The organism is Erythrobacter sp. NE805, from assembly GCF_046452355.1.
In the GTDB taxonomy this organism is placed as follows: domain Bacteria; phylum Pseudomonadota; class Alphaproteobacteria; order Sphingomonadales; family Sphingomonadaceae; genus Erythrobacter.
This window is the reverse complement of sequence record NZ_JBKFDI010000001.1, coordinates 1,598,773-1,622,020: the sequence shown is the minus strand read 5'-3', so window position 1 is coordinate 1,622,020 and position 23,248 is coordinate 1,598,773. Positions and strand designations below refer to the sequence as shown.

General features: G+C 69.2%; 20 protein-coding genes and 2 tRNA genes. 5 read left to right on the top strand and 17 right to left on the bottom strand.

The genetic code is table 11. The features are described from left to right. Positions 1–11 precede the first annotated feature (11 nt). A complete protein-coding gene (gene panC, locus ACLBKU_RS07755) occupies positions 12–875 on the top strand; it encodes a pantoate--beta-alanine ligase (RefSeq protein ID WP_410178942.1) in 864 nt (287 codons plus the stop codon). 55 nt (positions 876–930) lie between these two features. Next, a tRNA-Gly gene (locus tag ACLBKU_RS07750) sits at positions 931–1,004 on the top strand. Positions 1,005–1,158: 154 nt separating this feature from the next. Here the strand turns inward: ACLBKU_RS07750 and ACLBKU_RS07745 are convergent. The 9 genes from ACLBKU_RS07745 to ACLBKU_RS07705 all read right to left on the bottom strand — a co-directional run bounded on the left by ACLBKU_RS07745 (position 1,159) and on the right by ACLBKU_RS07705 (position 13,278). Further along, positions 1,159–2,964, bottom strand: a complete 1,806-nt coding sequence (locus tag ACLBKU_RS07745) for a carboxypeptidase regulatory-like domain-containing protein (protein ID WP_410178941.1) — start codon at positions 2,962–2,964, stop codon at positions 1,159–1,161. Continuing rightward, on the bottom strand, positions 2,961–5,075 hold the full coding sequence (locus ACLBKU_RS07740; protein ID WP_410178940.1) for a DUF4175 family protein: 2,115 nt from the start codon (positions 5,073–5,075) through the stop codon (positions 2,961–2,963). Before ACLBKU_RS07740 ends, ACLBKU_RS07745 begins: the two co-directional genes overlap by 4 nt. Beyond that, complete coding sequence (locus ACLBKU_RS07735) at positions 5,072–6,214, bottom strand: BatA domain-containing protein (protein WP_410178939.1); 1,143 nt, start codon at positions 6,212–6,214, stop codon at positions 5,072–5,074. The genes ACLBKU_RS07740 and ACLBKU_RS07735 overlap by 4 nt, the downstream gene beginning before the upstream one ends. Next, a complete protein-coding gene (locus tag ACLBKU_RS07730) occupies positions 6,211–7,107 on the bottom strand; it encodes a DUF58 domain-containing protein (RefSeq protein WP_410178938.1) in 897 nt (298 codons plus the stop codon). Before ACLBKU_RS07730 ends, ACLBKU_RS07735 begins: the two co-directional genes overlap by 4 nt. 3 nt (positions 7,108–7,110) lie before the next feature. Next, entirely contained in the window at positions 7,111–8,148 is a 1,038-nt protein-coding gene (locus tag ACLBKU_RS07725) for an AAA family ATPase (protein ID WP_410178937.1), read from the bottom strand. Then, positions 8,132–8,869: a DUF4159 domain-containing protein gene (locus tag ACLBKU_RS07720; RefSeq protein ID WP_410178936.1), complete on the bottom strand. Its 738-nt coding sequence runs from the start codon at positions 8,867–8,869 to the stop codon at positions 8,132–8,134. Before ACLBKU_RS07720 ends, ACLBKU_RS07725 begins: the two co-directional genes overlap by 17 nt. A gap of 35 nt (positions 8,870–8,904) precedes the next feature. Continuing rightward, the gene (locus ACLBKU_RS07715; protein ID WP_410178935.1) at positions 8,905–10,236 is read right to left on the bottom strand and encodes a TldD/PmbA family protein; all 1,332 of its coding nucleotides are present in this window, start codon (positions 10,234–10,236) and stop codon (positions 8,905–8,907) included. 22 nt (positions 10,237–10,258) lie between these two features. Further along, entirely contained in the window at positions 10,259–11,893 is a 1,635-nt protein-coding gene (locus tag ACLBKU_RS07710) for a TldD/PmbA family protein (RefSeq protein WP_410178934.1), read from the bottom strand. 242 nt (positions 11,894–12,135) lie between these two features. Continuing rightward, a complete protein-coding gene (locus ACLBKU_RS07705) occupies positions 12,136–13,278 on the bottom strand; it encodes a sensor histidine kinase (RefSeq protein WP_410178933.1) in 1,143 nt (380 codons plus the stop codon). A 388-nt stretch (positions 13,279–13,666) separates the two neighbouring features. On the opposite strand from ACLBKU_RS07705, the gene ACLBKU_RS07700 reads away from it, so the two are divergent. After that, on the top strand, positions 13,667–15,913 hold the full coding sequence (locus ACLBKU_RS07700) for a PAS domain-containing protein (protein WP_410178932.1): 2,247 nt from the start codon (positions 13,667–13,669) through the stop codon (positions 15,911–15,913). Between the two features lie 9 nt (positions 15,914–15,922). On the opposite strand, the gene ACLBKU_RS07695 is transcribed toward ACLBKU_RS07700, so the two are convergent. Both ACLBKU_RS07695 and ACLBKU_RS07690 read right to left on the bottom strand, forming a co-directional pair. Continuing rightward, positions 15,923–16,549: an LON peptidase substrate-binding domain-containing protein gene (locus ACLBKU_RS07695; RefSeq protein WP_410178931.1), complete on the bottom strand. Its 627-nt coding sequence runs from the start codon at positions 16,547–16,549 to the stop codon at positions 15,923–15,925. After that, positions 16,546–17,478: a tetratricopeptide repeat protein gene (locus tag ACLBKU_RS07690; protein ID WP_410179017.1), complete on the bottom strand. Its 933-nt coding sequence runs from the start codon at positions 17,476–17,478 to the stop codon at positions 16,546–16,548. The genes ACLBKU_RS07695 and ACLBKU_RS07690 overlap by 4 nt, the downstream gene beginning before the upstream one ends. Before the next feature lie 233 nt (positions 17,479–17,711). On the opposite strand from ACLBKU_RS07690, the gene ACLBKU_RS07685 reads away from it, so the two are divergent. Continuing rightward, a tRNA-Gly gene (locus ACLBKU_RS07685) sits at positions 17,712–17,786 on the top strand. 268 nt (positions 17,787–18,054) lie between these two features. Here ACLBKU_RS07685 and ACLBKU_RS07680 read toward each other — a convergent pair. The 6 genes from ACLBKU_RS07680 to ACLBKU_RS07655 form a co-directional block, all read right to left on the bottom strand. Continuing rightward, entirely contained in the window at positions 18,055–18,657 is a 603-nt protein-coding gene (locus tag ACLBKU_RS07680; RefSeq protein WP_410178930.1) for a GntR family transcriptional regulator, read from the bottom strand. Further along, a complete protein-coding gene (locus tag ACLBKU_RS07675; protein WP_410178929.1) occupies positions 18,654–19,523 on the bottom strand; it encodes a phytanoyl-CoA dioxygenase family protein in 870 nt (289 codons plus the stop codon). Before ACLBKU_RS07675 ends, ACLBKU_RS07680 begins: the two co-directional genes overlap by 4 nt. Next, positions 19,520–20,089 (bottom strand): acyl-homoserine-lactone synthase, encoded by a 570-nt coding sequence (locus tag ACLBKU_RS07670; protein ID WP_410178928.1) that lies wholly within the window; start codon positions 20,087–20,089, stop codon positions 19,520–19,522. The genes ACLBKU_RS07675 and ACLBKU_RS07670 overlap by 4 nt, the downstream gene beginning before the upstream one ends. A gap of 189 nt (positions 20,090–20,278) precedes the next feature. Next, on the bottom strand, positions 20,279–21,031 hold the full coding sequence (locus ACLBKU_RS07665) for a LuxR family transcriptional regulator (protein ID WP_410178927.1): 753 nt from the start codon (positions 21,029–21,031) through the stop codon (positions 20,279–20,281). A gap of 223 nt (positions 21,032–21,254) precedes the next feature. Continuing rightward, on the bottom strand, positions 21,255–21,881 hold the full coding sequence (locus tag ACLBKU_RS07660; RefSeq protein WP_410178926.1) for a DUF2285 domain-containing protein: 627 nt from the start codon (positions 21,879–21,881) through the stop codon (positions 21,255–21,257). Beyond that, positions 21,865–22,056, bottom strand: coding sequence for a transcriptional regulator domain-containing protein (locus ACLBKU_RS07655; protein ID WP_410178925.1), 192 nt, complete (start codon positions 22,054–22,056; stop codon positions 21,865–21,867). The genes ACLBKU_RS07660 and ACLBKU_RS07655 overlap by 17 nt, the downstream gene beginning before the upstream one ends. A gap of 554 nt (positions 22,057–22,610) precedes the next feature. Between ACLBKU_RS07655 and ACLBKU_RS07650 the strand changes: the two genes are divergently transcribed. Beyond that, positions 22,611–23,216, top strand: coding sequence for an RNA polymerase sigma factor (locus ACLBKU_RS07650; protein ID WP_410178924.1), 606 nt, complete (start codon positions 22,611–22,613; stop codon positions 23,214–23,216). Positions 23,217–23,248: the final 32 nt, after the last annotated feature.

Below are 23,248 nucleotides of genomic sequence, written 5' to 3'. Positions count from 1 at the left end.
GAGGCGCGAGCGTGCAAACAATAGCCACCCTGCACATGTTGAGAACCGCGCTCGCCGCTCTGCGCGCCGATGGCGGGCGGGTCGCGCTGGTGCCGACGATGGGCGCGCTGCACGAGGGGCACCTGACGCTGGTGCGCCGGGCCCGCGCGGAGGCCGATCACGTGGTCGCCTCGATCTTCGTCAATCCGAAGCAGTTCGGCCCCAGCGAGGACCTCGACGCCTATCCCCGCCAGCTCGCCGCCGACGCCGCGATGCTGGAGGCCGAGGGGGTCGCGCTACTGTGGGCGCCGAGCGTCGAGGCGATGTATCCGCAGGGCTTCGCCACCAGCGTCAGCCTTGCGGGGGTGAGCGACGGGCTGTGCGGCGCGGCCCGGCCCGGCCATTTCGACGGCGTCGCGACGGTGGTGCTCAAGCTCTTCAACCAGGTCGCCCCCGACATGGCGTTCTTCGGCGAGAAGGACTTCCAGCAGCTCGCCGTGATCCGGACGATGGCGCGCGATCTCGACCTCACCCGGCCCGAGCCGCAAGCGATCATCGGGGTGCCGACCGTTCGCGAGGCCGACGGGCTCGCGATGTCGAGCCGCAATCGCTACCTCTCACCCGGCGAGCGCGCCGCGGCCGCAACCCTTCCGCGGGCCATGCGGGAGGCGATCGACGCGATGACGAGCGGGGCGCCCGTCGCCGGGGCGCTGGCCGGGCTGGAGAGCGAACTCCTCGCCGCCGGTTTCGCCAGCATCGACTATGCGACGCTTGCCGACGGCCGCTCGCTCGAGCCGCTCGCGGCCTTCGGAACCGAACCCGCCCGGCTGCTCGTCGCCGCGCGGATCGGCGGGACGCGGCTGATCGACAACATGGCGGTGAGCCCGGCCCCCTGACCGGGGTTGTTGACGCGCCCGAGCCTTTGATGGCATGGGCGGCGCCGGAGCCCGAGCGGGTATAGCTTAGTGGTAAAGCTCCAGCCTTCCAAGCTGGCTATGCGGGTTCGATTCCCGCTACCCGCTCCACTCTCCACATCCCCTGAAATAACGAAGAACACTCCCTCCCAGCAGGCGGAATCGCGCGCGTGGGTCACAGGAGTGGGTCACAACGGTGCGCCTGAAACCGGCCCAACGCTTTCGGATCGAGGGGCTGGCCAGCTGATCGCCCTGGCCTGTCCGCTCAACCAGCCGCGGTCACTGCACGGAACCGGCGCTCCGCGAACCACAGGGCGCCGCTGATCGCGAGCCAGCCGAGGAACCAGGGCCAAGCCGGGCCGCGCCGCTCGGGCACGCCGCGGGCAGCCGGGGCGCCCTGCTCCGCAGCCCAGCGTGTCGTCGCCGCCGCGTCCTCATCGGCTCTGACGGTCCGTAGCGCACCTTCGGGAAGGACGAGGAAGGCGAAGACCTGCTCGCCGCCGCGCGCCGCCTGCACGATCGTGTGAACGCCCGGTGCCGAGGGCCAGGTGGCGGCGCACCCGCCCGCCCCCGCATCCGGGTCGATCGCGAGCGGGACTTCCTGCCCGTCCGGGCGGCGCAGGCGCGCTGCGGAGCCGATTCCGCACACTGCCATCCGCTCGCCGACCTGCACCAGCGCGGGGGCCTCGGGCCGGAACCGACTGTCGGGACGGGCGACGGCGCTGAGAGTCTCGCTCCACCACTGCTCGTAGCGATCGGCCTCTCCGCTCAGGACCAGGGCGAAGCTGTTGGCGAGCGCCCACAGCGCCACCCGGCCTTCGCCGTGCTGCTGCCACCCCGCCACGAGAGCGCCGTCGGCATCGCTCACCGCGGGAACGAGATCGGGCCCGGCGCGCAGCACCCAGCGGCCGAGATCAGGAGCCGGATCGTCGATGGTGTTGAGGGTGCCCGGCACGTCCTCGGTCCCCGGACCGCGCCGGGCCGTGAGCGCATTCGGGTCCGGCGCGCGCGGCGCGAGCGCGACCGGGGCGATGTCGCTTCCGCCCTCGACCGAGAGGCCGAGCGCGCGCCAGCCGGAGCGAGTGCCGGCGGTCGCGGGGCCGGTCATGCGTACGACCACCCCGAGCCCATCGGCGACCGCCCGCGCCAGCGCCGCGCGCCCGCCGACGCCGATGCCCGCGAGTGCCGTGTCGTCGATGACGACGACATCTGCCTCGCGCTGGGCGCCCGGATCGAGCCGTGCCCCCTCGCCGCCAAGGTCTATCCCGCCGCCTGCCGCAAGGCTGCTTTTCAGCTCGGCCCCCGCATCCTCGAGCCAGCGGCGCAGATACTTCGCCTCCGGGGAAGGCGCGCCGATCAGCAACACGCGCAGCGGCCGCTCGGCGAGGGTGCGCAGCGGCACCGGCGTGTCGGAAACGATCGCCCGGTCACGCCCGCGCAGCCGCAGCGTGAAGCGTGCAAGGCCGGGCGTGCGCGCGGTGCCGCCCAGCGTGAAACTCCCCTCGCCGCCGATCGCGCGGCTATCGACGCGGCGGCCGGCCGGATCGAGCAGCTCGGCCGTGCCGCCCGCCAGCCCCGCCGCCTCGCCGGCGAGCACGAAGGCCGAACCGGCGGTCGTGTCGGCGGGGGGATCGAGCCTGACGAGGCCCCGCGGTGGCGGCAGCGGCCTGAATTCGACCGGCAGGCCCGCATCGGCGTCGCGGTCCCGCGCGGTGAGGCCGCGCCCGAGGACGCGGATGCGCCGAACCTGCGGGTAGCGGCGCAGCGCGGTGGCGAGGTCGGGCACACGCTCGGCGCCGGCGAGACGCGGCGCCTCGGGCAGCGCCACCAGCCGCTCGCCGGGGCCCCCGCGGGTGCCGGAAGCGGTATCGGCGGTCGCGACGAGCAGGGTCTCGCCGCCGATCGGCAGGCGCGGCGGGAACAGCGCGAGGGTAAGCAGCGCTCCGCTCGCCAGCGACAGCGCCGCCAGTGCCCAGCCCCGCCAGCCGCGCAGGGCAAGCACCAGCCGCGCGGCCGCGGCCAGCGCGCCAGCGCCGATCAGCAGCGCGGCAAGCGTCTCGGCCGCGATCATCGCTCGAGGCCCTGCGTGTAACGACGGCCGAGCTCGCCCCCGTCGGCGCGGCGGCGCACCTGCGCAGGCGGGCGGGTCAGGACCGCCCACAGCTGCCCGCGCAGCCGCTCGCGCGCGGCGGAGGAACCGGGCTGGCTTCGGAGCGCGTCGATGGCGGCGAGCACCGAGAGCGCATCGCGGATGCGCCCGCTGTTGGCGCGGACCCAGCCCTCGAGGCCGGCGAGGTCGATCGCGCCCGGCTCGGCCAGCGCGCGCCACGCCGTCGCGGGGACGGCATCGGGAAGCGCGAAAGGCGTCAGCACCGCACCCCCGCCGACGATCCCGGCGCGCTTGCCGGTCATCCGCCGCGCCATGTCGATCGGCGGCTGGATGGTGCCGATCCGCGGCAGGTAAATGCGGCTCGCCTGCTGGATCTTCTTTATGTAGTCGAGCGCCCGGTTCTCGAAGGGCAGCGCCTTCTCGGGCTCGCCCGAGCGCAGGTGAAGCTCGGCCTCCCACATCGCGTCGAGCGCGCTCTTGAGCAGCGCGCGGGTGCCGGGGTCGAGCAGGGTCGCGGCCTCGCTCTCGTCATGGGTGTGGCCGAACTCGGCAAGCATGTTGCCGAGCCCGCCGAACACCGGGGATTGCGCCTCCTCCTCGCCGTGATCGTGCCCGTCGCCCTGGTGATGCTCCTCTTCCGCAGCCTCGTCCTTCTCGGCGATAGGCAGGGGCGGGCGCGGAGCCTCCTCGGCCTCCATGCCGACGAACTGGCCGTAGCGCAGGCGCAGCAGGCGCTGGTCGACGCCGATCGTGTCAGAGGCGACGAGGAAGTCGTCGGCCGAGAGCCTGCCGCGCCGCCTGATCAGCGCCTCGGTATCGATGATGACCTGCCGCTGGCTGCGGAAATAGGCGGGCATGGTCTGCTTGGCCATCATCTCGAGCCCATCGGCGCTTGGCGACAAGGGAGCCGGCCAGCGCAAGATCACGCCCGGTCCGCGCACCACCTGCGGGCCGGGCGCGCGCGTGTCGGCGATCGTCAGCTGGGCGACGAGGTCGCTGCCAGGCTGGAGGTCGAAGGCGGCAAGATCGAGGTCGACGGTGAAGCGCCGCCGGCGCGGGTCGCCGGTCCCGGCAACCGTGCGGGTGCGCTCGGTGAAGCTGACGTTCTCGCCCTCCCCGATCGCGGTGGTGAGCGTCAGGCGCGCGAGCGGATCGACCGCGTAGTCGTCGCTCGCCTCGAAGACCACGCGCCAGCGGCGCTGGCCGGGCTTGATGAGGACGAGGCCCGAGGCGGGCTCGATGACCTGCACCTGCGGCGGCTCGTCGGCGATGGGCTCGAGCCGATGCGGCGCGGGTGTGACGCGTCTGCCTTGCGCGGTGACATGGTAGAGCGAGGGCACGTCGAGCCGGAGCGCGCCCGCCATGCCTTCCTTCCCCGGCGCCAGCGGAACGGCTCGTCCGCCGACCAACTGGAGCGCTGCGGACTTGGCCTGGGGCGTGAAGGCGAGCGTCCACTCGATGCGCGAGCCCTGCGGCGCGCGCACGTCGAGGCTTTCGCCGTAGCGCGGCGGGAGGCGGGTGTAGGCGGGCGGGACGATCCTGACGCGCAAGCCGGAGAGGCGCGGATCGCCGGGCGCGCCGCCCTCGCCGGGGCTGGCGCGGGTGAGCGGAGGCGGGGTCGGCTCGGGCGCGGGCCATAGCACCGCGACGGCGAGCGCCGCCGCCCCCGCGAGCCAGGCCGCTGCGATCCTGCGCCGCGACCAGTCCTCGGCGAGGCCAGCGGGATCGAGCGCTGCAATGCGCGCGGCGATCCGCGCGGCCTGAAGGCGCTCGAGCGGGCCGAGCTCGGACTTGTCGAAAAGCAACCCCGCGCTGTCCTCGAGGCTCGGCTCGCGGGCGTTGAGGCGGCGGACCAGCCATTCCCGGCCAAGCTGGTGCGCGGCCCGGCGGACAGCCAGCGCGACACCGGCGGCGCCGAGCAGCAGCGCGGCGGCACCGGCTGCGACGCCGCCCAGCCGCCACGCCAGCGCGACGGCGAGGAGCGCCAGCGGGCTCCACACCAGCACGGCATCCGCCGCCGCCCGGTGCCGTGCCGGGCGAACCCATGCGGCGAAGTCGGGCTCGCGGCTCACGCGGCGAACCTCCGCGCGCGGGTGGCGAGGAGACGCTCGGCGAGAAAGCCAAGCGCGATCAGCACGCCGAGCCACGAGGCAAGCTCGCGGGGCGGCAGGGGGTAGGGCTCGATGCCTGCCTTCGGAACAAAGGCTGTCGATGCGACCCGTGCAGGCGGTGGCGGTGGAGACGAGACGACCTCGCGCAGGCGCGCGGCGAAGTCCGGCGCGAGAAGCTCGGGCATCGCGGCGGGCGCGAGCGGGTGGGTGAAGCGCAGCAGCCGTCCCGCGCCGAGCGGAGCGCCCTCGACCAGCGTTTCGCCAACGCCGTCACGCCACAGCGCGCCCGTCGCCGCCGGCATGGCGACCTCCGCTCCCTTGCCGAGAAGCGCAGTCCCTCCCTTGCTGACCCAGTCGGTGACAGCCTGCGGGAGGGGTCCGGGGACGAGCCACACCAGGACCGTCTCCGTAGGCGGGAGGGCGTCGTCCGTGCGCGCCTCAAAGCGGGGCGCGTCGCTCCAGGCGCTGGCGGCGGCGCGGAAGTAGCGCAGCGAAGCCTCGCCGCCCGGCGGATGCCGAACCGCGAGGGCGGGGCTCGGGGGCGGCTCGGGTTCAACATCAGGATTGCCCGCCGCTACGACCCGCCACGCAACCTTGCGGGTGAGCCGCAGGGGCTCCGCATCGACACCGGAGAGCACTGGCGGGACGAGGACGGTGAGCGGCGCTCCCGAGGGAAGTTCTGCATCGAACTGCCGGATCAGGCTCGACACCTGCGAGCGTGGCGGCGGGTCCGCGGCGCCCACCTCAGGGAAGCCGGGCGCGATCCACCTGAGCTCCGCCTCCGGCCCCACGGCGGCGCGGGCGGCAGCGGGATCGACACCCGGCGCAGCGAGAAAATGCGGGGTATCGCCCTCCGACCCCAGCACCGCGGGCCTTGCAAGCAGCAGCGCGAGCAGAGCCATCAGCAGCAGCCGCAAGGCGAGGAGCACCCACTCGTCGAAGCGCAGCTTGCTCCGGGGACGGGGCAGTGCGTCGAGCCAGCGCAGCGCGGCAAAGTCGACCGGCACCTCCTCGGTGCGGCGGTGCAGGTGGATGACCAGCGGGACCGCCAGCGCCGCCAGCGCGGCAAGGCCCAGCGGGGCGAGCAGCAAGGGTGTCACGGCGCGCCCGCTCCGCGTCCGAACAGCGCCTGAAGGGGCCGGTCGATCGGCTCGTCGAGCCAGACCGCCGCGTGCCGGATGCCGGCCTTGTCGAGCCGCTCGTCCAGCGTCTCGCGCGCCGCAGCGAAGCGGGCGAGGAAGGTTGCGCGCAGCGCCGCGCCGTCACTGACCAGTTCGGCGCCGCTCTCCTGCTCGCGGAAGCGGAAGCCGCCGTCGAAGGGGAATTCGCGCTCCTCGACCGTCAGGAGCTGGATCGCCAGCACCTCGCGCCCGGCCTTTGCCAGCCGCTCGATGAGGGCGATACCGCCCTCGTCGAAGCAGTCGCTGAGGAAGATCACGAGGTCGCGCGCGCCGATCCGCTCCCACAGCGGGGCGAGGGTCGGCGGCTCGGGGAAGGTGCCGCCCGGGGTGATCCGGGCGAGGTCGACCTGCATCCGGCCGGCCTGCCCGCGGCCCGACTGCGGATCGACGACGGCAAGTGCGCCGTCCTGCAACACCATCCAGCCGAAGCGGTCGCCCTGCATCGTCGCCAATTCGCCAATGCACAGCGCGAGCAGCCGCGCCGCATCGAAGCGCGCCCAATCGGGCCGGGCACGGTCGGCCTGCGTCATCGATCCGCTCGCGTCGATCAGCACCCAGACGGCGAGAGGGCTCTCCTCCTCGGCCTCGCGTACGAAGAACTTGTCGGAGCGCGAGAACAGCTTCCAGTCGATGCGGCGCGGCTCGTCGCCCGGCTCGTAGGCGCGGTATTGCGCGAATTCGAGACCCGCGCCCTTGCTCCGGCTCGCGTGCATCCCGAAGCCGCGCGTCCCGGCCATGCGCCGGGGGCTGAGCGACAGGCGCTTCAGCCTGCTGCGCACCTCGGGCGGAATGGTCAGGGCTGCGCGGGGCATCGTTCAGCCGGCTGGCGGAGGGATGTGCGCGAGGAGGGCTGCGACCACGTCGTCGGCGCTCTTGCCCTCGGCCTCGGCGGCGAAGGAGAGCAACAGGCGGTGACGCAGCACCGGCGCGGCGAGCGCGGCGATGTCCTCGCGGGTGGCGGCGAAGCGCCCGTGGAGCAGCGCGCGGGCCTTGGCGCAGAGCACCAGCGCCTGCCCCGCGCGCGGTCCCGCACCCCAGCGCACATAGGTCTCGACCGCGGCCGGCGCGGCCGGATCACCCGGGCGGGTGGCGCGGACCAGCGCGGTGATCCAGCCGAGCAGGTCGTCGCTGAGATAGACCTCGCGCACGTGGCGCTGGAGCGCGATCACGTCCGCGGCCCCCATCACCCGCGGCACGCCCGTCTCGGCGCTGCCGGTGGTGCGCGCGAGGATGTCGCGCTCCTCCTGCGCTGTCGGATAGCCGACCCGCACCAGCAGGAGGAAGCGGTCGAGCTGCGCTTCGGGAAGCGGGTAGGTGCCCGCCTGCTCGAGCGGGTTCTGGGTGGCGAGCACGAAGAACGGGCGCGGCAGCCGGTAGGTCTGCCCGGCATAGCTGACGGTCTTCTCCTGCATCGCCTCGAGCAGCGCGGCCTGGGTCTTGGGGGGCGTGCGATTGAGTTCGTCGGCGAGCAGCAGGTTGGTGAACACCGGCCCCTGCTGGAAACGGAACGAGCGGTGCCCGGTGCCGTGGTCCTCCTCGAGCAGCTCGGTGCCGAGGATGTCGCTCGGCATCAGGTCGGGGGTGAACTGCACCCGGCGGAAGTCGAGCTCGAGCGCCTCGCCGAGCGTCCTCACCAGCAGCGTCTTGCCGAGGCCGGGCACACCTTCGAGGAGGCAATGCCCGCCCGCCAGCAGGCCGATCAGCAACTGCTCGACGACGTCGCCCTGCCCGACGATCGCGGTGCCGATCGCCGCCTTGAGGTCGCCGATCCGCGCGGTCAGCCGCTCGATCTCCGCCGCAGGGGTGGGTGCCTGTTCTGCCACTTCGTCGAACCCTTCAGTTGGTGAGCGCATAGATCACGATATTGACCCCGAACCGCGTGTTGTCCTCGGCGAGGAAACGCTTGTTGCGCCAGTCGTAGTCCCACTCGCAGCCGTAGTCCTTGTTGCTGTAGAGCAGACCGAGCCGGCCGTTGATTGTGATGCCCTTGAGGTAGTCATGGACGAGGTCGTCGCCCCAGCCGTTGAGTTCGAAGGTGGTCGCGGGCGGGCCGGTGAACTTGAAGAAGCTGGTGTAGAGCGGGTGGGTGTTGGGCAGCTTCTTGAGCGCGTCCGGACCGAAGATGCTCGCGATCTGCGCCTCGAAGGACTTGGCGAAGAGGCCGTCGATGTCGTGGTTGCAATCGTCGACGAACAGGAAGCCGCCGTTGCGGATGTAGCGTTCGAGATTGCGGCGCTCGGGGGCGGAGAACTCGACCGCCTTGTGCCCCGCCAGGTAGCAGAACGGGGCGGAGAGCATCTTGGGATCGCCGAGATCGACGACGTGCTCCTCGGGATCGACACGCAGGGTGGTGTAGTCGATCAGCGAGGTGATGAGGTTCGCCGGCATGCGCTGGTCGACGTTCCAGTCGCCCGAGTTGTACCTGAGGCGCGTGAACCAGAAATCATAGCCGCGGCTCGCCGCACCGCCCGGGCGCGGCTGGGCGGCGGCGAGGCTTCCGGCAAAGGGGCCGGCGGGCAGCACCGCCCCGGCCAGCGCGCCGCCCATCAGACGCAGGAACTCGGCGCGGGTCATGGCAGGCTGGCTCTCCCGGACCCGCGCGCTTCGGGTCAGACGGCGTCCGACAGTGAGGTGAAGGTGAAGTCGCGGATCTTCATCGGCGGGATCAGCATCGAGCTGCCCTCGTCGGCCTTCACCCGCACCGCGCGGCCCAGCTCCTCGATGTTGTTGAGCATGATCACCGGGCTCTCGTTGAAGCGGAAGTTCTTGATCGGGTACTGGAGCTGACCGTTCTCGATGTAAAAGGTGCCGTCGCGGGTCAGGCCGGTGAGCAGCACGGTCTGCGGGTCGACGAGGCGGATGTACCAGGTGCGGGTCACCAGGATGCCGCGCTCGGTCCCGGCGATCAGCTCGGCGGTCGACTTGCTGCCGCCCTCCATGATGATGTTGCCCCAGCCCGCGGTCTCGGGCTTGCCCTGCTTGGACGCCCAGTAGCGCGAGTATTCGAGGTTCGCGACCTTGCCGGCGTCGATGATCTTGGTCTTCTCGCGCGGCAGGCCCTCGCCATCCCAGGGCAGGACCGAGACTTCCGGGTGCCAGGGGTCGGTGTAGATGTTGACGCGCGGATCCATGATCTGCTCGCCGATCTTGTTGCCGCCGCCCTGCTTGGAGAGGAAGCTGCGCCCCTCGTCGGCCGACCGCGCGTCGAAGAAGTTCATCATGAAGCTGACGAGGCCCGCGCCCGCGGCCGGCTCGAGGATCACGGTGTACTTGCCGGGCTCGAGCGCCTTGGCATCGACCGAGGCTGCGGCCTTGCGCATTGCGGTCTGCACGTCGGCCGCCGCGTCGAACTTCGCGATGTCCTTGACGTTCCTGCCGACCCACCCGGAGCCGCGCCCGTCTTCGGTGCGCACCGTGCAGGTGTAGTCGGCCGAGGTCGACTTCTGGTAGCCGAAATTGCCGTTCGAGTTGGCGTGGGCGAAGAAGTTCTGCCCGTCCTCGAGGAAGCCCGCGGCGACCAGCTTCTGCTTGCGACAGGCGAGGATCGAGGCCTCGGCAATTTTCGCGCGCGCCTCGGCGGTCAGCGCGGCGGTCGCCTCGCTGAAGGTCTCGGTCGGCCGGTATGTCTGCTTGCCGACGATCGGCATGAACTCGGGGTTCTCCGGCGCGAGCCGGGCGAGGTCCTCGGCGCGGCGCACCACGCGCTCGAGCGAGGCGTCGTCGAACTGGTTGATGGTGGCGATGCCGACCCGCTTGCCGAACGCCACCTCGACGCCGAGCTCGGTGTCGTCGACGAGCCCCGCCGTCGAGATGTCGTTGCGGGCGAAGCGCACGTTGCCGCCGATGCCGCCGGAGAGCTGTGCGCTGGTCTGGTCGGCGGTCGACAGGGCGATGACCTTGTCGAGGATCGCCTTGGCCTGGGCTTCCGAGAGAATGCTCATGTCTCGCGTCTCCTTCGTGCGCTTAGCCGAGCGACCGGGCGGTGTTGATGACGTTGACCCCGTCGAAGCGGGCGGTCGAGGAGCCGTGGCTCACCGCCGAGACCTGACCCGGCTGACCCTTGCCGTCGAAGAACGATCCGCCCATGCGGTAATCGCTTTCGTCGCAGATCGCGGTACAGGCGCCCCAGAACTCGGGGGTGCGAATCTGGTAGGCGACATCCTCGATCATCGGGCCCAGCTTGCCGTTCTTGATCTCGTAGAAGACCGTCCCGCCGAACTGCGCATTGTAGCGCTGCTGGTCGATCGAGAAGGACCCGTCGCCCGAAATATAGATGCCGTTCTCGACCCCGGCGATGAGGTCCTCCGGGCTCAGCTTGGTCTTGCCCGGCGCGAGGCTCACGTTCGCCATGCGCTGGAACTGCACCGAGGACCAGCTGTCGGCGTAGCAGCACCCGTCGGACTCGCTCTTGCCGAGGATGTGGGCCTGGTCGCGGATCGTCTGGTAATCGACGAGGATGCCGTCCTTGACGAGGTCCCAGCGCTTGGTCTTCACGCCCTCGTCGTCATAGGCGACCGCGCCGAGCGAGCCGGGCTGCGTCTTGTCGGCGAAAAGGTTCACCAGCTGGCTGCCGTATTTGAACTTGGCATCGCGCTTGTCGATCGTGGCGAAGCTGGTGCCGGCGTAATTGGCTTCGTAGCCGAGCACGCGGTCGAGCTCGAGCGGGTGGCCGACGCTCTCGTGGATGGTCAGCCACAGGTGCGCCGGATCGAGCACCAGGTCGTACTTGCCCGGCTTGACCGAGGGCGCCTTGAGCTTGGCCTGCGCATCCCGCGCGGCGGCGGCGGCATCTTCCTTCATGTCGTAGGACTTGCCGTAGGAGACGTGCCCGTTGGGCAGCACGAACTTGTCCTCGGCGCGGCCGTCGAGATACTCGTAGCCCATGCCCACCGGTGCCGAGAGGCCTTCGCGCGAGCGGAACTTGCCGGTGGTCTTGTCGACCGCCGTCACGGTCATCGGCGCCCAGATCCGGTGCACGTCCTGATCGATGTAGGAGCCGTCGGTCGAGGCGAAGTACTTCTGCTCGTTGACGAGGAAGAGCAGCGAGTTGACGAAGCTCGCGCCTGCCGCGAGCGCGGCCTCGTTGACCGACATGAGGAGACCGACCTTGTCTTCGATCGGCACCTCCATCGCGTTCTTCTTGATCGGGGTGCGCCAGCTCACCTCGCCGACGCCCGGCGTCGGGGCGAGCTGGACCTTGGTCGACTGGATGCGCGCATTGGCCTTGGCGATCGCGGTCGCCTGCCGCGCGGCGGCGGCGACGGCATCCTCGGTCATCTCGTTGGTTGCGGCGAAGCCCCAGGCGCCGTCGGCGATCACGCGCACGCCGGTGCCAGTCGATTCGGTGTTGACGATGTTCTCGACGTTGCGCTCGCGGGTGATCACGAACTGGCGCAGGTAGCGCCCGACGCGCACGTCGCAGTAGCTCGCCCCCGCCCCGGTCGCCGCCGAGAGCGCCGCGTCGGCGAGGCGCTTCTTGACCTTGATGTCGATCGCCTCCTGGAGCTGGCTCGCGGCGATCGCCTTGCCGAAGAAGGAAGGCGCGACCGCGGCCCCCGTGAAAAGGGCGCTCAGCGCCAGGAAGTCCCTTCGGTCCATGTCGTTGCTCCCCAACGGGGCCGGCCGCTTGCCCCGGGTCCTTCCGAAGCACGTCCGGCGATCACTATCGCGACAGGGAACCTCGCCACCGGGCGCTTGGCGGGCTTGCGAGCCCTGCGCGCGATCGATCGTTTCCCCGCTGTCTCATCGCTAGCAAGCCGCGACCCCACCGGGCGGGCGAGACGACGAAACGCCGCGCTTAATCGACGAACAGGCGACCGCGGCCCGGGCCCCTTCGCGCCTCAGCCGCAGAAGTTCGTCGCGATGATCCGCGACGCGAGGCTCGGGTCTGCCGCCGTCGCGGGAATCTCCACCAGCGCGCGCAGCGGCACGGCCAGGCGATAGAGCAGCTCGCCGTCCACCACCTCGCGCTCGGATGTGCCGCCTAGCGTGCTCGGCACGATCGTGGTGAGCAGCATCGTCCCGAAGCCTTCATTCGCCTGCGGCTGGTCGGCCAAGGGGCCCACCGGCTGCTCGCGCCACGCGAACACGAACAGGTCGCCGCTCGCCGACCAGGTCACCGACACCCGCACCGCCTCGCAGGCGCCGAGGCCGTATTTGAGGGTGTTGGTCGCAAGCTCGTGGAGCGCGAGGCTGATGTGCTGCGCCGCGGTGGGGTTGATCTGGAGCGCCGGCCCAGAGGCGCTGACCCTTGCGCCGTAGGTGGTGGTGAGGACCGCCAGCCCCGCCTCGACCACCTTCACCAGCGGCGCGGCCGCGCGTTCCTCTGTCGCGATCGCGCGGGTCGCGTCGGCGAGCGCGCGCAGGCGCCCGAGGAAAGGGTCGAGGAACGCCTCGATGCTGGCCGCGCCGCGCGCGGACTGCACGGCGAGGGTGTGCACCACGGCGAGCAGGTTGCTGCTGCGGTGCACCGCCTCGCGCGCCTGCACCGCGAGCGCGCTCGTCGCCGCCTCGAGTTCGGCGGTGCGCTCACGCACTTGCCGGTCGAGCGAGGCGAGCGTCTCCTGGTGCGCGGCGATCTCGCCCTGGAGCTGGCGGTTGGCGGCCTCGAGCTCGGCGGGGGCGGGCAGGCGTATGAGGTCGGGCACGAGCCGGAACAGCATCATCGCGGTCGCCATCGACACCATCCCGGTGGCGAGCTTCACCCAGCCGACGAAGGGATAGATCGGCACCCACAGCGTCACGATCATGAAGAGATGGGTGATGCCGCACAGCAGGATGAAGGCGCCGAACAGGAACACGAGGCGTGCCTGCGGCACCTCGGTGCGCTTGCGCAGCACCATGAACAGCGCGACCGGAATGGCGATGTAGGACAGCGCGATGAGCAGGTCGGAGCCCGCCCACAGCGTCACCAGCCACGGCTCCCAGAGCAGGCACATGCCGTGCGGCATGTAGTCCCCGAAAGCGACAACGTGGTGCTCCATTCCACTCACTCCTCGCTTCCCCGCGTTGACGGCGGAACGATAATCAAGGCTTCTGCCGGGGCTGAAGCGGGGCGTGTCGTCGGGCGCCGACTCGGATGGGACGCGCTGCAGGAAAAGGGCGCAGCGCGGATGGGCCTAGCCGCAAGGCGGCTCGGAAAAAGGTCATGATGCGAAAGACCGGCGATTACATTCGATCTGGCAGCAGTTCCATAGCACCACGGTCGGTGCGCTGCAAAATTATGCTGCGCGAAAGCAAACTAGATTAAGGAGTCTCGGCTTCATTTAACAAATGACCTGTTGTGAAGACGGGCAGCGGGACTCGCGCCTTTCCGACGTCCGGACGACACGCCACCATGTCCCGCGAGAGGATATCTTGACAGATTCGCCAATGCCTTTCCGGCACACGGCGGCGGCGCCGTCTCCCACGGAAGGCGAGCCATCTCCGGACAGTCTATCGCCCGAGGCGAGCCTCGGCTATCGCGGGCTCGCCGAACCGGCAGGCTTCCTCTCGCACCGTACCACTTGGACGTCCTACGGCCTCGCCGTGGCGCTCACCGGGGCGGTGGTCGTCCTGCGTCGCTGGCTCGACTCCTATTCCGAAGGGATCGTCCCCTTCGCGGTGTTCTTCCCCGCGGTGCTGGTCTGCACCCTGTTCGGCGGGGTCGGCCCGGGCGTGCTGTCGCTCGCGCTGGCGGCCGCGGCGGCGACCTTCTTCTGGCTCGAACCGATCGGCAGCTTGACGCTGACCGGCCCGAGTTTCGTTAGTCTCTTGTTGTTCGTCCTGAGCAACGCGGTGAACATCTATGTCGCCGACCGGCTGCGCAAGGCGCACGACCGGCTGCGCCAGAGCGAGGCCCGGCTCAGCCTCTCGCAGGACGTGGGGCGGATCGGCATCTGGGACCTGGATCTGAGGACCGGTGCGCTGTGGTGGTCGCGCTCGTTCCACGAGGTCACCGGGATCGCCGTGACCGAGCCGCCCTCGATCGAGGGGGTGATGCGCCGCATCCACCCCGCCGACCATGCGCGGGCCGTGCAGGCCCTCGACGATGCGCGGCGAGGGAATGACCGGCTCGACATCGAGTTCCGCTTCAACCGCGACGATGGCGCGACAATCTGGCTGGCGGGCCGCGCCGAACTGTTCCGCGATGCGCAGGGGCGGCCCACGCGGCTGCTCGGCATCAACTTCGACGCGACCCCGATCCGCACCGCCGAGAGCGAGCGCGACCGGGCGAATGCGCTCCTGAGAACCTTCTTCGAAAGCCTGCCCGGCGCCGCCTTCGCCAAGGACGTCGAGGGCCGCTACCTTCTCGGCAACCCGATCTTCGCGGCCGCGGTGGGCCACACCGAGGAGTCCTTCGCGGGCAGGACCGACCTCGAATTGCTCGCCGATAAGGAGCAGGCGCGCGCGCTGATGGCCAACGACAGGGCTGTCATGGAAGGTGGCAAGGCGCGGCAGCTCGAGGAAGGGCTTCTGCTCCCCAATGGCGAGATGTCGTACTGGCTCGGAGTCAAGGCACCGTTCTTCGATGCCGACGGGCAGCCGCAGGGGATCATGGGGATCTCGCTCGACGTGACCGACCGGCGCAAGGCCGAGGAGCGGCTGCGCTTCCTCGCCGACGAGGTCGACCACCGCGCCAAGAACCTGCTCGGCGTGGTGCTCTCGCTGGTGCGGCTCACCAAGGTCGACGACGTGAAGGCTTTCAAGGCGGCGGTGAGCGGACGGATCGAGGCGCTTGCGCGGGCCCACGCGCTGCTCGCGGCGAACCGCTGGCAGGGGGTCCACGTCGACACCTTGCTGCGAGAGGAAATCGCGCCCTTCGGACGGGTCGGGAGCGAGCGAATCCAGCTCGCCGGCCCCTCGGTGCTGCTCGAGCCCAACGCCGCGCAGGCGCTGGCGATGGCGGTGCACGAGCTGGCGATCAACGCCGCGATGTACGGCGCGCTATCGGTGGAGAGCGGGTGCCTCTCCGTTGCCTGGGAGATCGAGGGCAGCGACGCGCTGGTACTCGAATGGCGCGAGACCGGCGGTCCGGAGGTCGCGCCGCCCGCCGCGCCGGGCTTCGGCTCGACCGCGATCCGCGGGGCGATCGAGCACCAGCTCAGCGGCACGTTCGACCTCACCTGGGCGCCGAGCGGACTCACTTGCCGGATCGCATTCCCGCTCGCCGGGAATGCTGCGCCCGGGCCGGGCACCGCGGACCCGGCGTCATCGGGCGAGCGCGAGGCGACACGTCCCGCTGCGGCCAAGGTCGAACTCGCCGGCAAGCGGGTGCTGGTCGTCGAGGACGAGGCGCTGATCGCCCTCACCCTCGTCGACGCGCTCCGCGAGATGGGCTGCGAGGTCGCCGGCCCGGCGAGCACGGTCGCCGCCGCGCTGGAGCTCGCCCGCGCCGACCGGCCCGACCTCGCGGTGCTCGACGTGAACCTCGCCGGGACCGGCAGCGCGCCGGTCGCGCAGGCGCTCCGCAGCGAGGGCGTGCCCTACGTCTATTGCACGGGCTATGCCGAGCCCGCCTTGCAGATCGCCCCCGAGCTGCGCGCGGCGATGCTCACCAAGCCGATCGATCCCGCCGCTCTCGAATCGGCGCTGCGCGTGGCGCTCGCCGACGCGCCGGAGCCGTGCTCCGCCCCGTGAGCGGGCGGCCTACTGGAGGGTGACGATTTCCTCGCCGCCGTCGTGCCGGCCGTAGAACTGCATCAGCTGGACCAGCAGCTCGCAGCGCTCGGCAAGGCTGCCGGCCTCGAGCAGCGCCTGCTTGCTCGCCGGATCGAAGGGCGCGATCTGCGAAACGCCGTTGATGAGCGAGCGGTCGTCGAGCCGCCCGACCGAACCCCAGTCGACCGCATAACCCTGCGAGGAAGCGAAGGCCCGCGCCTCGCGCTCGAACCCGCCGCGCTGGGCATGGGTGAGGGTCTCGTCCTCGTCCTCGTCGAGGATCTCGGCCTCGATCTGGCGGAAGGCGGTGGTGACCTCGAGCTCGCGCACCAGCCGGAAGCGCGCGGTGCCCTCGAGGATCAGGTTGTAGCGCCCGTCGTCCATCGCCTGGATCTCGCCGATCCGCCCGACGCAGCCGACCCGGTAGAGCGGCGCGCCCTCGACCGGCCGCTGCGGCTGGATCATCGCGATCTGCCGGTCGCGGATCAGCGCGTCGCCGACCAGCGCGCGGTAGCGCGGCTCGAAGATGTGGAGCGGCAGCTGCATGCCGGGAAACAGCACCGCGCCGGTCAGGGGAAAGATGGAGAGGCGCCGGGTCACGATATCAGGGGTCATCCGAACAATACGCGGGACAGGCGCCGGCGGACGCCGACCACCCACTCGTCCTCGAGCCCGGTGGCCTCGAAGATCTTGAGCAGCTTCGCGCGAGCGGCGCCGTCGTTCCACTCGCGGTCTGCCGCGATCATGGCGAGCAGCGTGTCGGCGGCGGCATCGCGCTGGCCGGCGGCGAAGGCGGCCTCGGCATAGGCGAACTGCGCGTCCATGTCGGCCGGCGCGGCCTCGGCAGCGGCGCGCAGGGCAGCGAGCTCGCCGTCATCGACGCGGGTGCCGGCAAGCTCCAGCGCGCTGCGGGCCGGGGCAATGGCCGGATCGCCGGCGAGGCGCGGGTCGCTGTCGATCACCTCCATGAACTGCTGCGCCTGCTCGATCTCCCCGAGCTGCACCAGCGCGCGCACCAGCCCCGCATGGGCGGGCGCATTGCCCTCGGCGAACTCGGTGATCTGCGCGAAGATCGACGCGGCGCGTTGCGGATCGCCCGCGGCGAGCGCCTCCTCGCCCATTTTCACGAACTGCGCGAGTTCCTCGGGCGAAGGGCCCTGCGGCGCGGCGGCGCCATCGACGGCCCCCGCCTGCACCGGCAGCTGGGCGAGCAGCTGGTCGAGCATCGCCTTGAGCTGCGATTCGCTGCGGGCATTGGTCAAGTCGGCGATCGGCTGGCCCTGGAAGATCGCGTAGACCGTGGGGATCGAGCGCACCTGGAACTGCGCGGCGATGAACTGCTCCTCGTCGACATTGATCTTGGCGAGCACCACGCCCTTTTCGGCATAGTCGGCCGCAACCTTCTCGAGCACCGGGGTCAGCGCCTTGCACGGCCCGCACCACTCGGCCCAGAAGTCGAGGATCACGAGCTTGCCCTGCGAGGGTTCCACCACCGCCTTGCGGAAACGGTCCACGGCCTTCTGTTCGTCGATGCTCAGTCCCATGCTGGCCAAGATATCTGCTCCTCGTGTGCCTCTCGCGCCCCGCGCGCCGGTCCGGCCCCAATGTGGGATGGCCCGCGCGGATGTGAAGCGCCTGCGATGTGCTGGCGGCTCGGCCTCCCGCGATCAAGCCCAATCGGCCACAAATTTGCGCTTGCAGGGCCGTGGGAGCGCTGCTAATCGCGCCGCCTCTCCGGCAGGAACGGCGCTCGCGCGGTTCCCGTCAGCGCCAGTGAGCGGGCGTAGCTCAGGGGTAGAGCACAACCTTGCCAAGGTTGGGGTCGAGGGTTCGAATCCCTTCGCCCGCTCCAGTTTTCCTCAAGTAAATCAGCCGTTTCTTCTCGTCGGCGAGGCCCCGTCACTGCTTATAATGCGCGAATTTGAGTGCAAGTAAGCAATATGTAAGCGCGTACAGAGCGCTCGCGAGAGGCAGCGAATTTTCTGCTGAATGCAGCGTTCAAGCGCAATGCGACCGGCGATGCACAGCGACAAGCCGGGATTATCCGCATGCCGAGCGAGCTCACCAGTGACGCCTGAGTCGGGAATCGAGCTCGTTCTGTAAGGGATCGAAGTGCTGGCTCAGATCGCGCCAGGGCTCGAGGCGATAAGGCGCGGGACCGCGTCGAGACAGATGGAGTGGTAGGCTGAAAGTGCGGAAACGCATTCAGTCCGGGCGCTGCCGAAACTCCTCTCGACGTGCAACAGTCGCTGCGGAGCAGAAGGGATTACGAAGGGTTCAAGCCTCCGGACAGGATTGAGCCTTGCACTGATCTGCTCGACAGAACGGAGCAGGAACCTGTTTCCGGATGCAGCAGCGATCGCGCCGAAGATCGCGCTCGCGCGGCCAGCATGATCCTCACTTTTGGGTGTTTCCACGACCGTCAATCTGTCGGTCGCAACGTCTGTCTTGAGCGCGTGGACCGGCAAGAGATGATTGATATCGAGCATCTCGCGCAGAGTCTGCTCGCTCAGCCGTGCGACCCGGAAGCCATTCCCCGGGCTGAACTCAACGAGGCCCTCACCGGTCAATTGATTGAGGCTGTCCCGCACAGGCGTCATGCTCACGCCCAACTCGTCGGCAAGCCGCAGCGCCTCCAGCTTCGAGCCCATCGGGAAGGCGCCTGCCATAAGGTCGCGCTTCAGGCGCTGATAAGTGGGCCCGAGGACGTATGCCGGGCTCATCGCTTCTCGCGGCGGGCGTCCGCAAAGGCCCGGACCGTCTCGGCCTGGTCAGGGCGCAGTGCGTCGCGCGCCCGCAAATGTTCCGATGGCCGGTCGGAAAGCAGTACGGAGGGACACTGCCCCTCGTAGTTCCCGAGATTGGGGCGATGCTGGGAGTACCCTGCCAGTTCGGCGAGCTCGGGCGAAAAGGTGCGGGCCACATGCGGGGGATAGGCGAGCCAGAGGTTCTCGTATGGCTTGAGCCAGCCCAGACTGTACCCGATGATCACCGCGCGTCGTACCGCCTGGGTGTGGTTCGGCCCGGCACCATGTATCGTGGAACCCAGAAAACAGATGGCATCTCCCGGACTGCATTCGGCGATTATCGGCGCGCCAAGCTGATCCGGATCCGCAATATGCTGCCTGTGCGTGCCTGGGTAAATTCGGGTCGCACCGTTCTCGGCGGTGAAGTCGGTCAGCGGCCAAATGACATTGAGCAGATATTCGTGCTCTCCCTTGACCCCGGCCCACAGGTCGTGATCGCGATGCGGAAACTGCTCGATCTCTCCCGGATGGATTGCGATCGCCTGGGCGACGTTGAGCTGGATCCGGTCGCAGGCGGGTCCCAGAATCGTCCGTGCGAGGTCGAGCACGAGCGGTTGAAGCGCCAGTTCTGCAGCCGCCGGTGACCTGCGCAGGAGGCTTCCAAATCGCTGCGTGCGGTAACCGTAGAAGTCGCCGTGGCCGAGGGGCACGGCAGCAAATGCTGGCGCCAGGTCCTGATCAAGGGTCCTGAGCGTGGCAGCCGGCAAGGCGCTCGGAAGGATGCAATATCCCTCGCGCAAGAGTTGGTTCAGCCAGATGGACCTGCCTGGCGTTGACGTCACAACACGGCCTCCGGTTCCCCTGCGGCGATCCGGAAGGCGACAGGAGCATAGATTGCCCTGCGAGCCAGATCCGCTTTGGTGTTCGTGTCGATCCGGATTTGCAGCCCGACCAGTTCCTCGCGATTGATCTCGCGAGGCGGTCCGAGTGGCGAACACTTCCAGCCGAATTTGGCAATTTGTTCGAACCAGACCCGGCTGGCGACGGCGGTGTAGCCTTCGAGGCTGCAATCGACCGCGAAGTCTGCGAGCGCACTGACAAGCTGGTTGCGGGCCAGTCGGCGCTCAGTCGCGGGCAGCCCCGGTTGGATGCAGAAGCGGGTGATCTCGCGCAGGTGCGGTGAGCGGGGGACCGCGCCGCTGCAGAGGCAGGGAAAGAGATCGCGCAGAATATACGAACGCTCGGTCGGCAGAAGGCGCGCTGAAGCCCGGTGCCTCCCATGAGGGTCGGTAACGATGATGTAGGTCGCCTCGGGAGTGTCGAACTGGTCGATCTCATAAGCACCCTCTACGACGGGAATATTCCAGCCGAGCGCATCGACGAAGACCCGTTTGCGGGCATGGAACATCTGGCGAAGCACGTGGTCTGGGGTGCAATTGCTCTGGTGGGCTGATCGGGAATGCATGGCAGCCTGTCTCGTTGTGGCGTGGACAAGGCTGTTCTCGGTGGCAATCGGCTGGTGTGGTATCCCACGAAATGGGGATCCCGCTGGCGCGCGCGGAGTATCACACCCGTGCCGCCAGCGGGGGTCTGGCCATCAGTGAGGGTCGCGCCACCGCATCAGGTCCGAGAAACCAATCAGACCGTCAAACAGTGCCGAAATGATCAGGGACTGCTTGCAGTGGACTTCGTACCGCTCGCGTGCCGACCTGAGGTGCTGGATAACTGTCTCGGTCCCGATCCCGAGGATCATCGCTGTCTCGGCCGCAGTCTTGCCGCGCGCGATCCACAACACGCACTCGCGCTGGCGCTCGGTAAGCGCGGGCCGCGGAGCCGCCCGGGCGGCGTCTTGGAGCCGCAGAGCGCAGCCGAGCGCCTGGGCTCCGACGCATTCGGCCAGGGCGAGGAGTTCCCTCGGGAGCTTGCGGTCCGTGGCGACGGCGAATGTGCATGTTCCGCGAGCCAGCCCGGGAAGATGGCGCGGTACGGTGAACCCGTCACCGATGCCGCAGTCCTTCCCGACCTGCAGCATCTGGCGATCTCCGCGCGTCAGGGGAACAAGCATTCCGATCGCGTCCCACGCAAAGCCGTTGAAGGACTTGTCACAGGCGCGCCTCACGGGATCCCGCCCCGCCAGTTCGAAGCCGACATAGACCCTTGCCCACTCCTCGGGATAATCATGGAGCAGAATGCCCGGCGCAATCGCCCTAGACGCCCGGAACTCAAGGCTGAGCGCGAAGTGATCGAAGCCGAGCTGGCGGGAGAACCGCGCGAGCGTTCTGTCGAGCTCGGACGTCGTGGCGACCTGGCTGAACTCGGATGCACATTCCTCTGCAAATCGAACTTCCATGGGCAAGACTGTCCGATCGGCGGGGCACCATCCAACGCACCTTCGCCGGATCGCCTTGATAAGCCCGCTCCGCCGGTTTCAATCCGCCGTTGCAGCGCCTGCCGAAGCAAAACCGATCCTTTCCTTTCCGGGCGAGCGATCCCGCAGGCTCGTCGCCCAAGAGACTTATAACGCTCTCAACTTGAATAAAAAGACATGTGACAGGAATGTGATGGTCCGTCTCCTAGTCCCGAGCCGCGCCGTTCGCCGGGAGACAGCCATTGAGGAGGTCGCGATAACCGCCCTCGACCAGGTGCAGCCCTTCGGCAAGAAGGCGCTGGATCTGGCGGCGCCGGGAGGACGTCTTCCACTCGATCGCCCGGTCGCCTTGCAGATCGCCGCCGAAAACGGTCGCGGCCACCAGCCTGAGGCTTGCAGGCGATGCATCTCCGTTGTTCCGCGCATCGAGCACCTCCAGCATGAGACGCAGTCGGTAGTGCTGGAAGGGCGTCGGCTGGAGCGCGCGGGCCTGCGCACGGCTGGCCGGATTGTCTGCCGGGAAGTGAAACACCGTGAGCGCGGCGGTTCTGAGCGCCAGCGGCCCTTCGGCAGGAAGCAGATAGGTGGGCGCGGCACCCTCTTCGCCCGGCGTCAGGAGAAGCCGATGCCGCGAACCGCCGCGGTCGAGAACGAGATGGCGGCCCGCAGGGCCAGTCGTGTCACAGACCACGCTGCCATGGGCCATGCCCTCGACCACTTCAGCCCAGCGCCCCGGGGGGGCGGTCAGTGTGATGATGAAGGCGCATCCGTCGCGCCGCCAGATCGCTGGCGCTGCGTGCGCTGGAGCGGCGGGATCAGCAGGGAAATTCAAGGCCCCATGTGTGCGCCATCCGAAGCGCAGCGGCCATCTCGCCTGAGCGTTTCCGCATGCCTGAGAGCCGGGCAAACTGGCGCTGGTACGCGCTGTTGCGACGCAGGAATTCCTGCGCGTAATCAGCAAAATCATGCGCGTGGCGCCGGGCATTGCGGTTGTCGGATCGGGCCATGAGGCACCTCCTTTTCCGACACAGGCATCTATAGGTATCCGGCAGTCCCGATCAGCCCATGGCGCGGGAGCAGCCTTCCCTGATTCTGGGTATAGCCAATGGGCTTGCCCATGTTGCATGACCGGACCGGCACGTAACCGGGCGTTGAAAGCATCCGTTGGGAGATGCACCGGCACCTTTAGCTGACGCCTGGACATGCGTACCGGCACCCGGTCAGGGCAGGCGTGGCACAGGGCGGCCTGGCGGTCATTATAGCGGTATAGCTGCGAACGCTTTCCGGGGACGCCGCCTTGTCCTGACAGCTTCAGATCGGACCGGATTCGGGGTTGTCCGCGCGGCGATTTGCGCGCACAATATTATTGCGCGGCTTTGAACACTGGCAAAACCCGCGCGGTACTTTCCGCCAGACATCACGCACGCCGGCCTGGTGAAAGCCCGGCGGCCGTTGTGAATGAGGCTCGCGCTGCGCGGGTCTGACAACGGCACAGTTCTGGGTTGTTCAAGGCAGCGAGCCAGCACGGCCGTTGCCGCGACAATGCCTGTTCGCGTGACCCATGACCGAGCGCATGTCTGCCGGAGAGGCGCTCCCGGCATCTTCGCACCCTGCAGGGCCCGGCCCGAACGCCTGTCTTTGCCCGGGATACCGGGCGAAGCTTGAAGGTCTGTACCGCTCTGAATCCGGTGCGCTGCGGGTCTGGCTTGAAAGGCAGGTCGGCCATGAGGCTGCCGATGATCTTGTTCATGAGGTATTCCTGCGCGCTGCGCGCTGCCCCCAGCTCGGCGGACTGCATAACCCCCGCGGCTTCCTGCGGCGGATCGCCCGGAATCTGGTCATCGACCGCGCCCGAAGGCAGCCCGGGATGAAGTCCGTCGTGCCGCTGCCCGAGTCGATCGAAGCGGCGACCGCACCTGAACAGGAGGCGGGCCTGCATGAGCAGGAGACATTGGCTGCCTATGAAAGCTCGCTTGCAATGCTTCCTGCCCGGACGGCCCGTATCTTCGCCATGAGCAGGGTCCAGAGGAAGACGTACCGCCAGATCAGCGAAGAGCTGATGATCGCGCCCGCAACGGTCGAATACCACATGATGCGCGCCCTTCGGCGCATCAGGTCATCTCTTGCCGAGGCGCGCGGTGACGCGACAGCGCCGCCCAGAATTTAATTTCATCTGAAACTAAGGTGCGGCGCCAATCC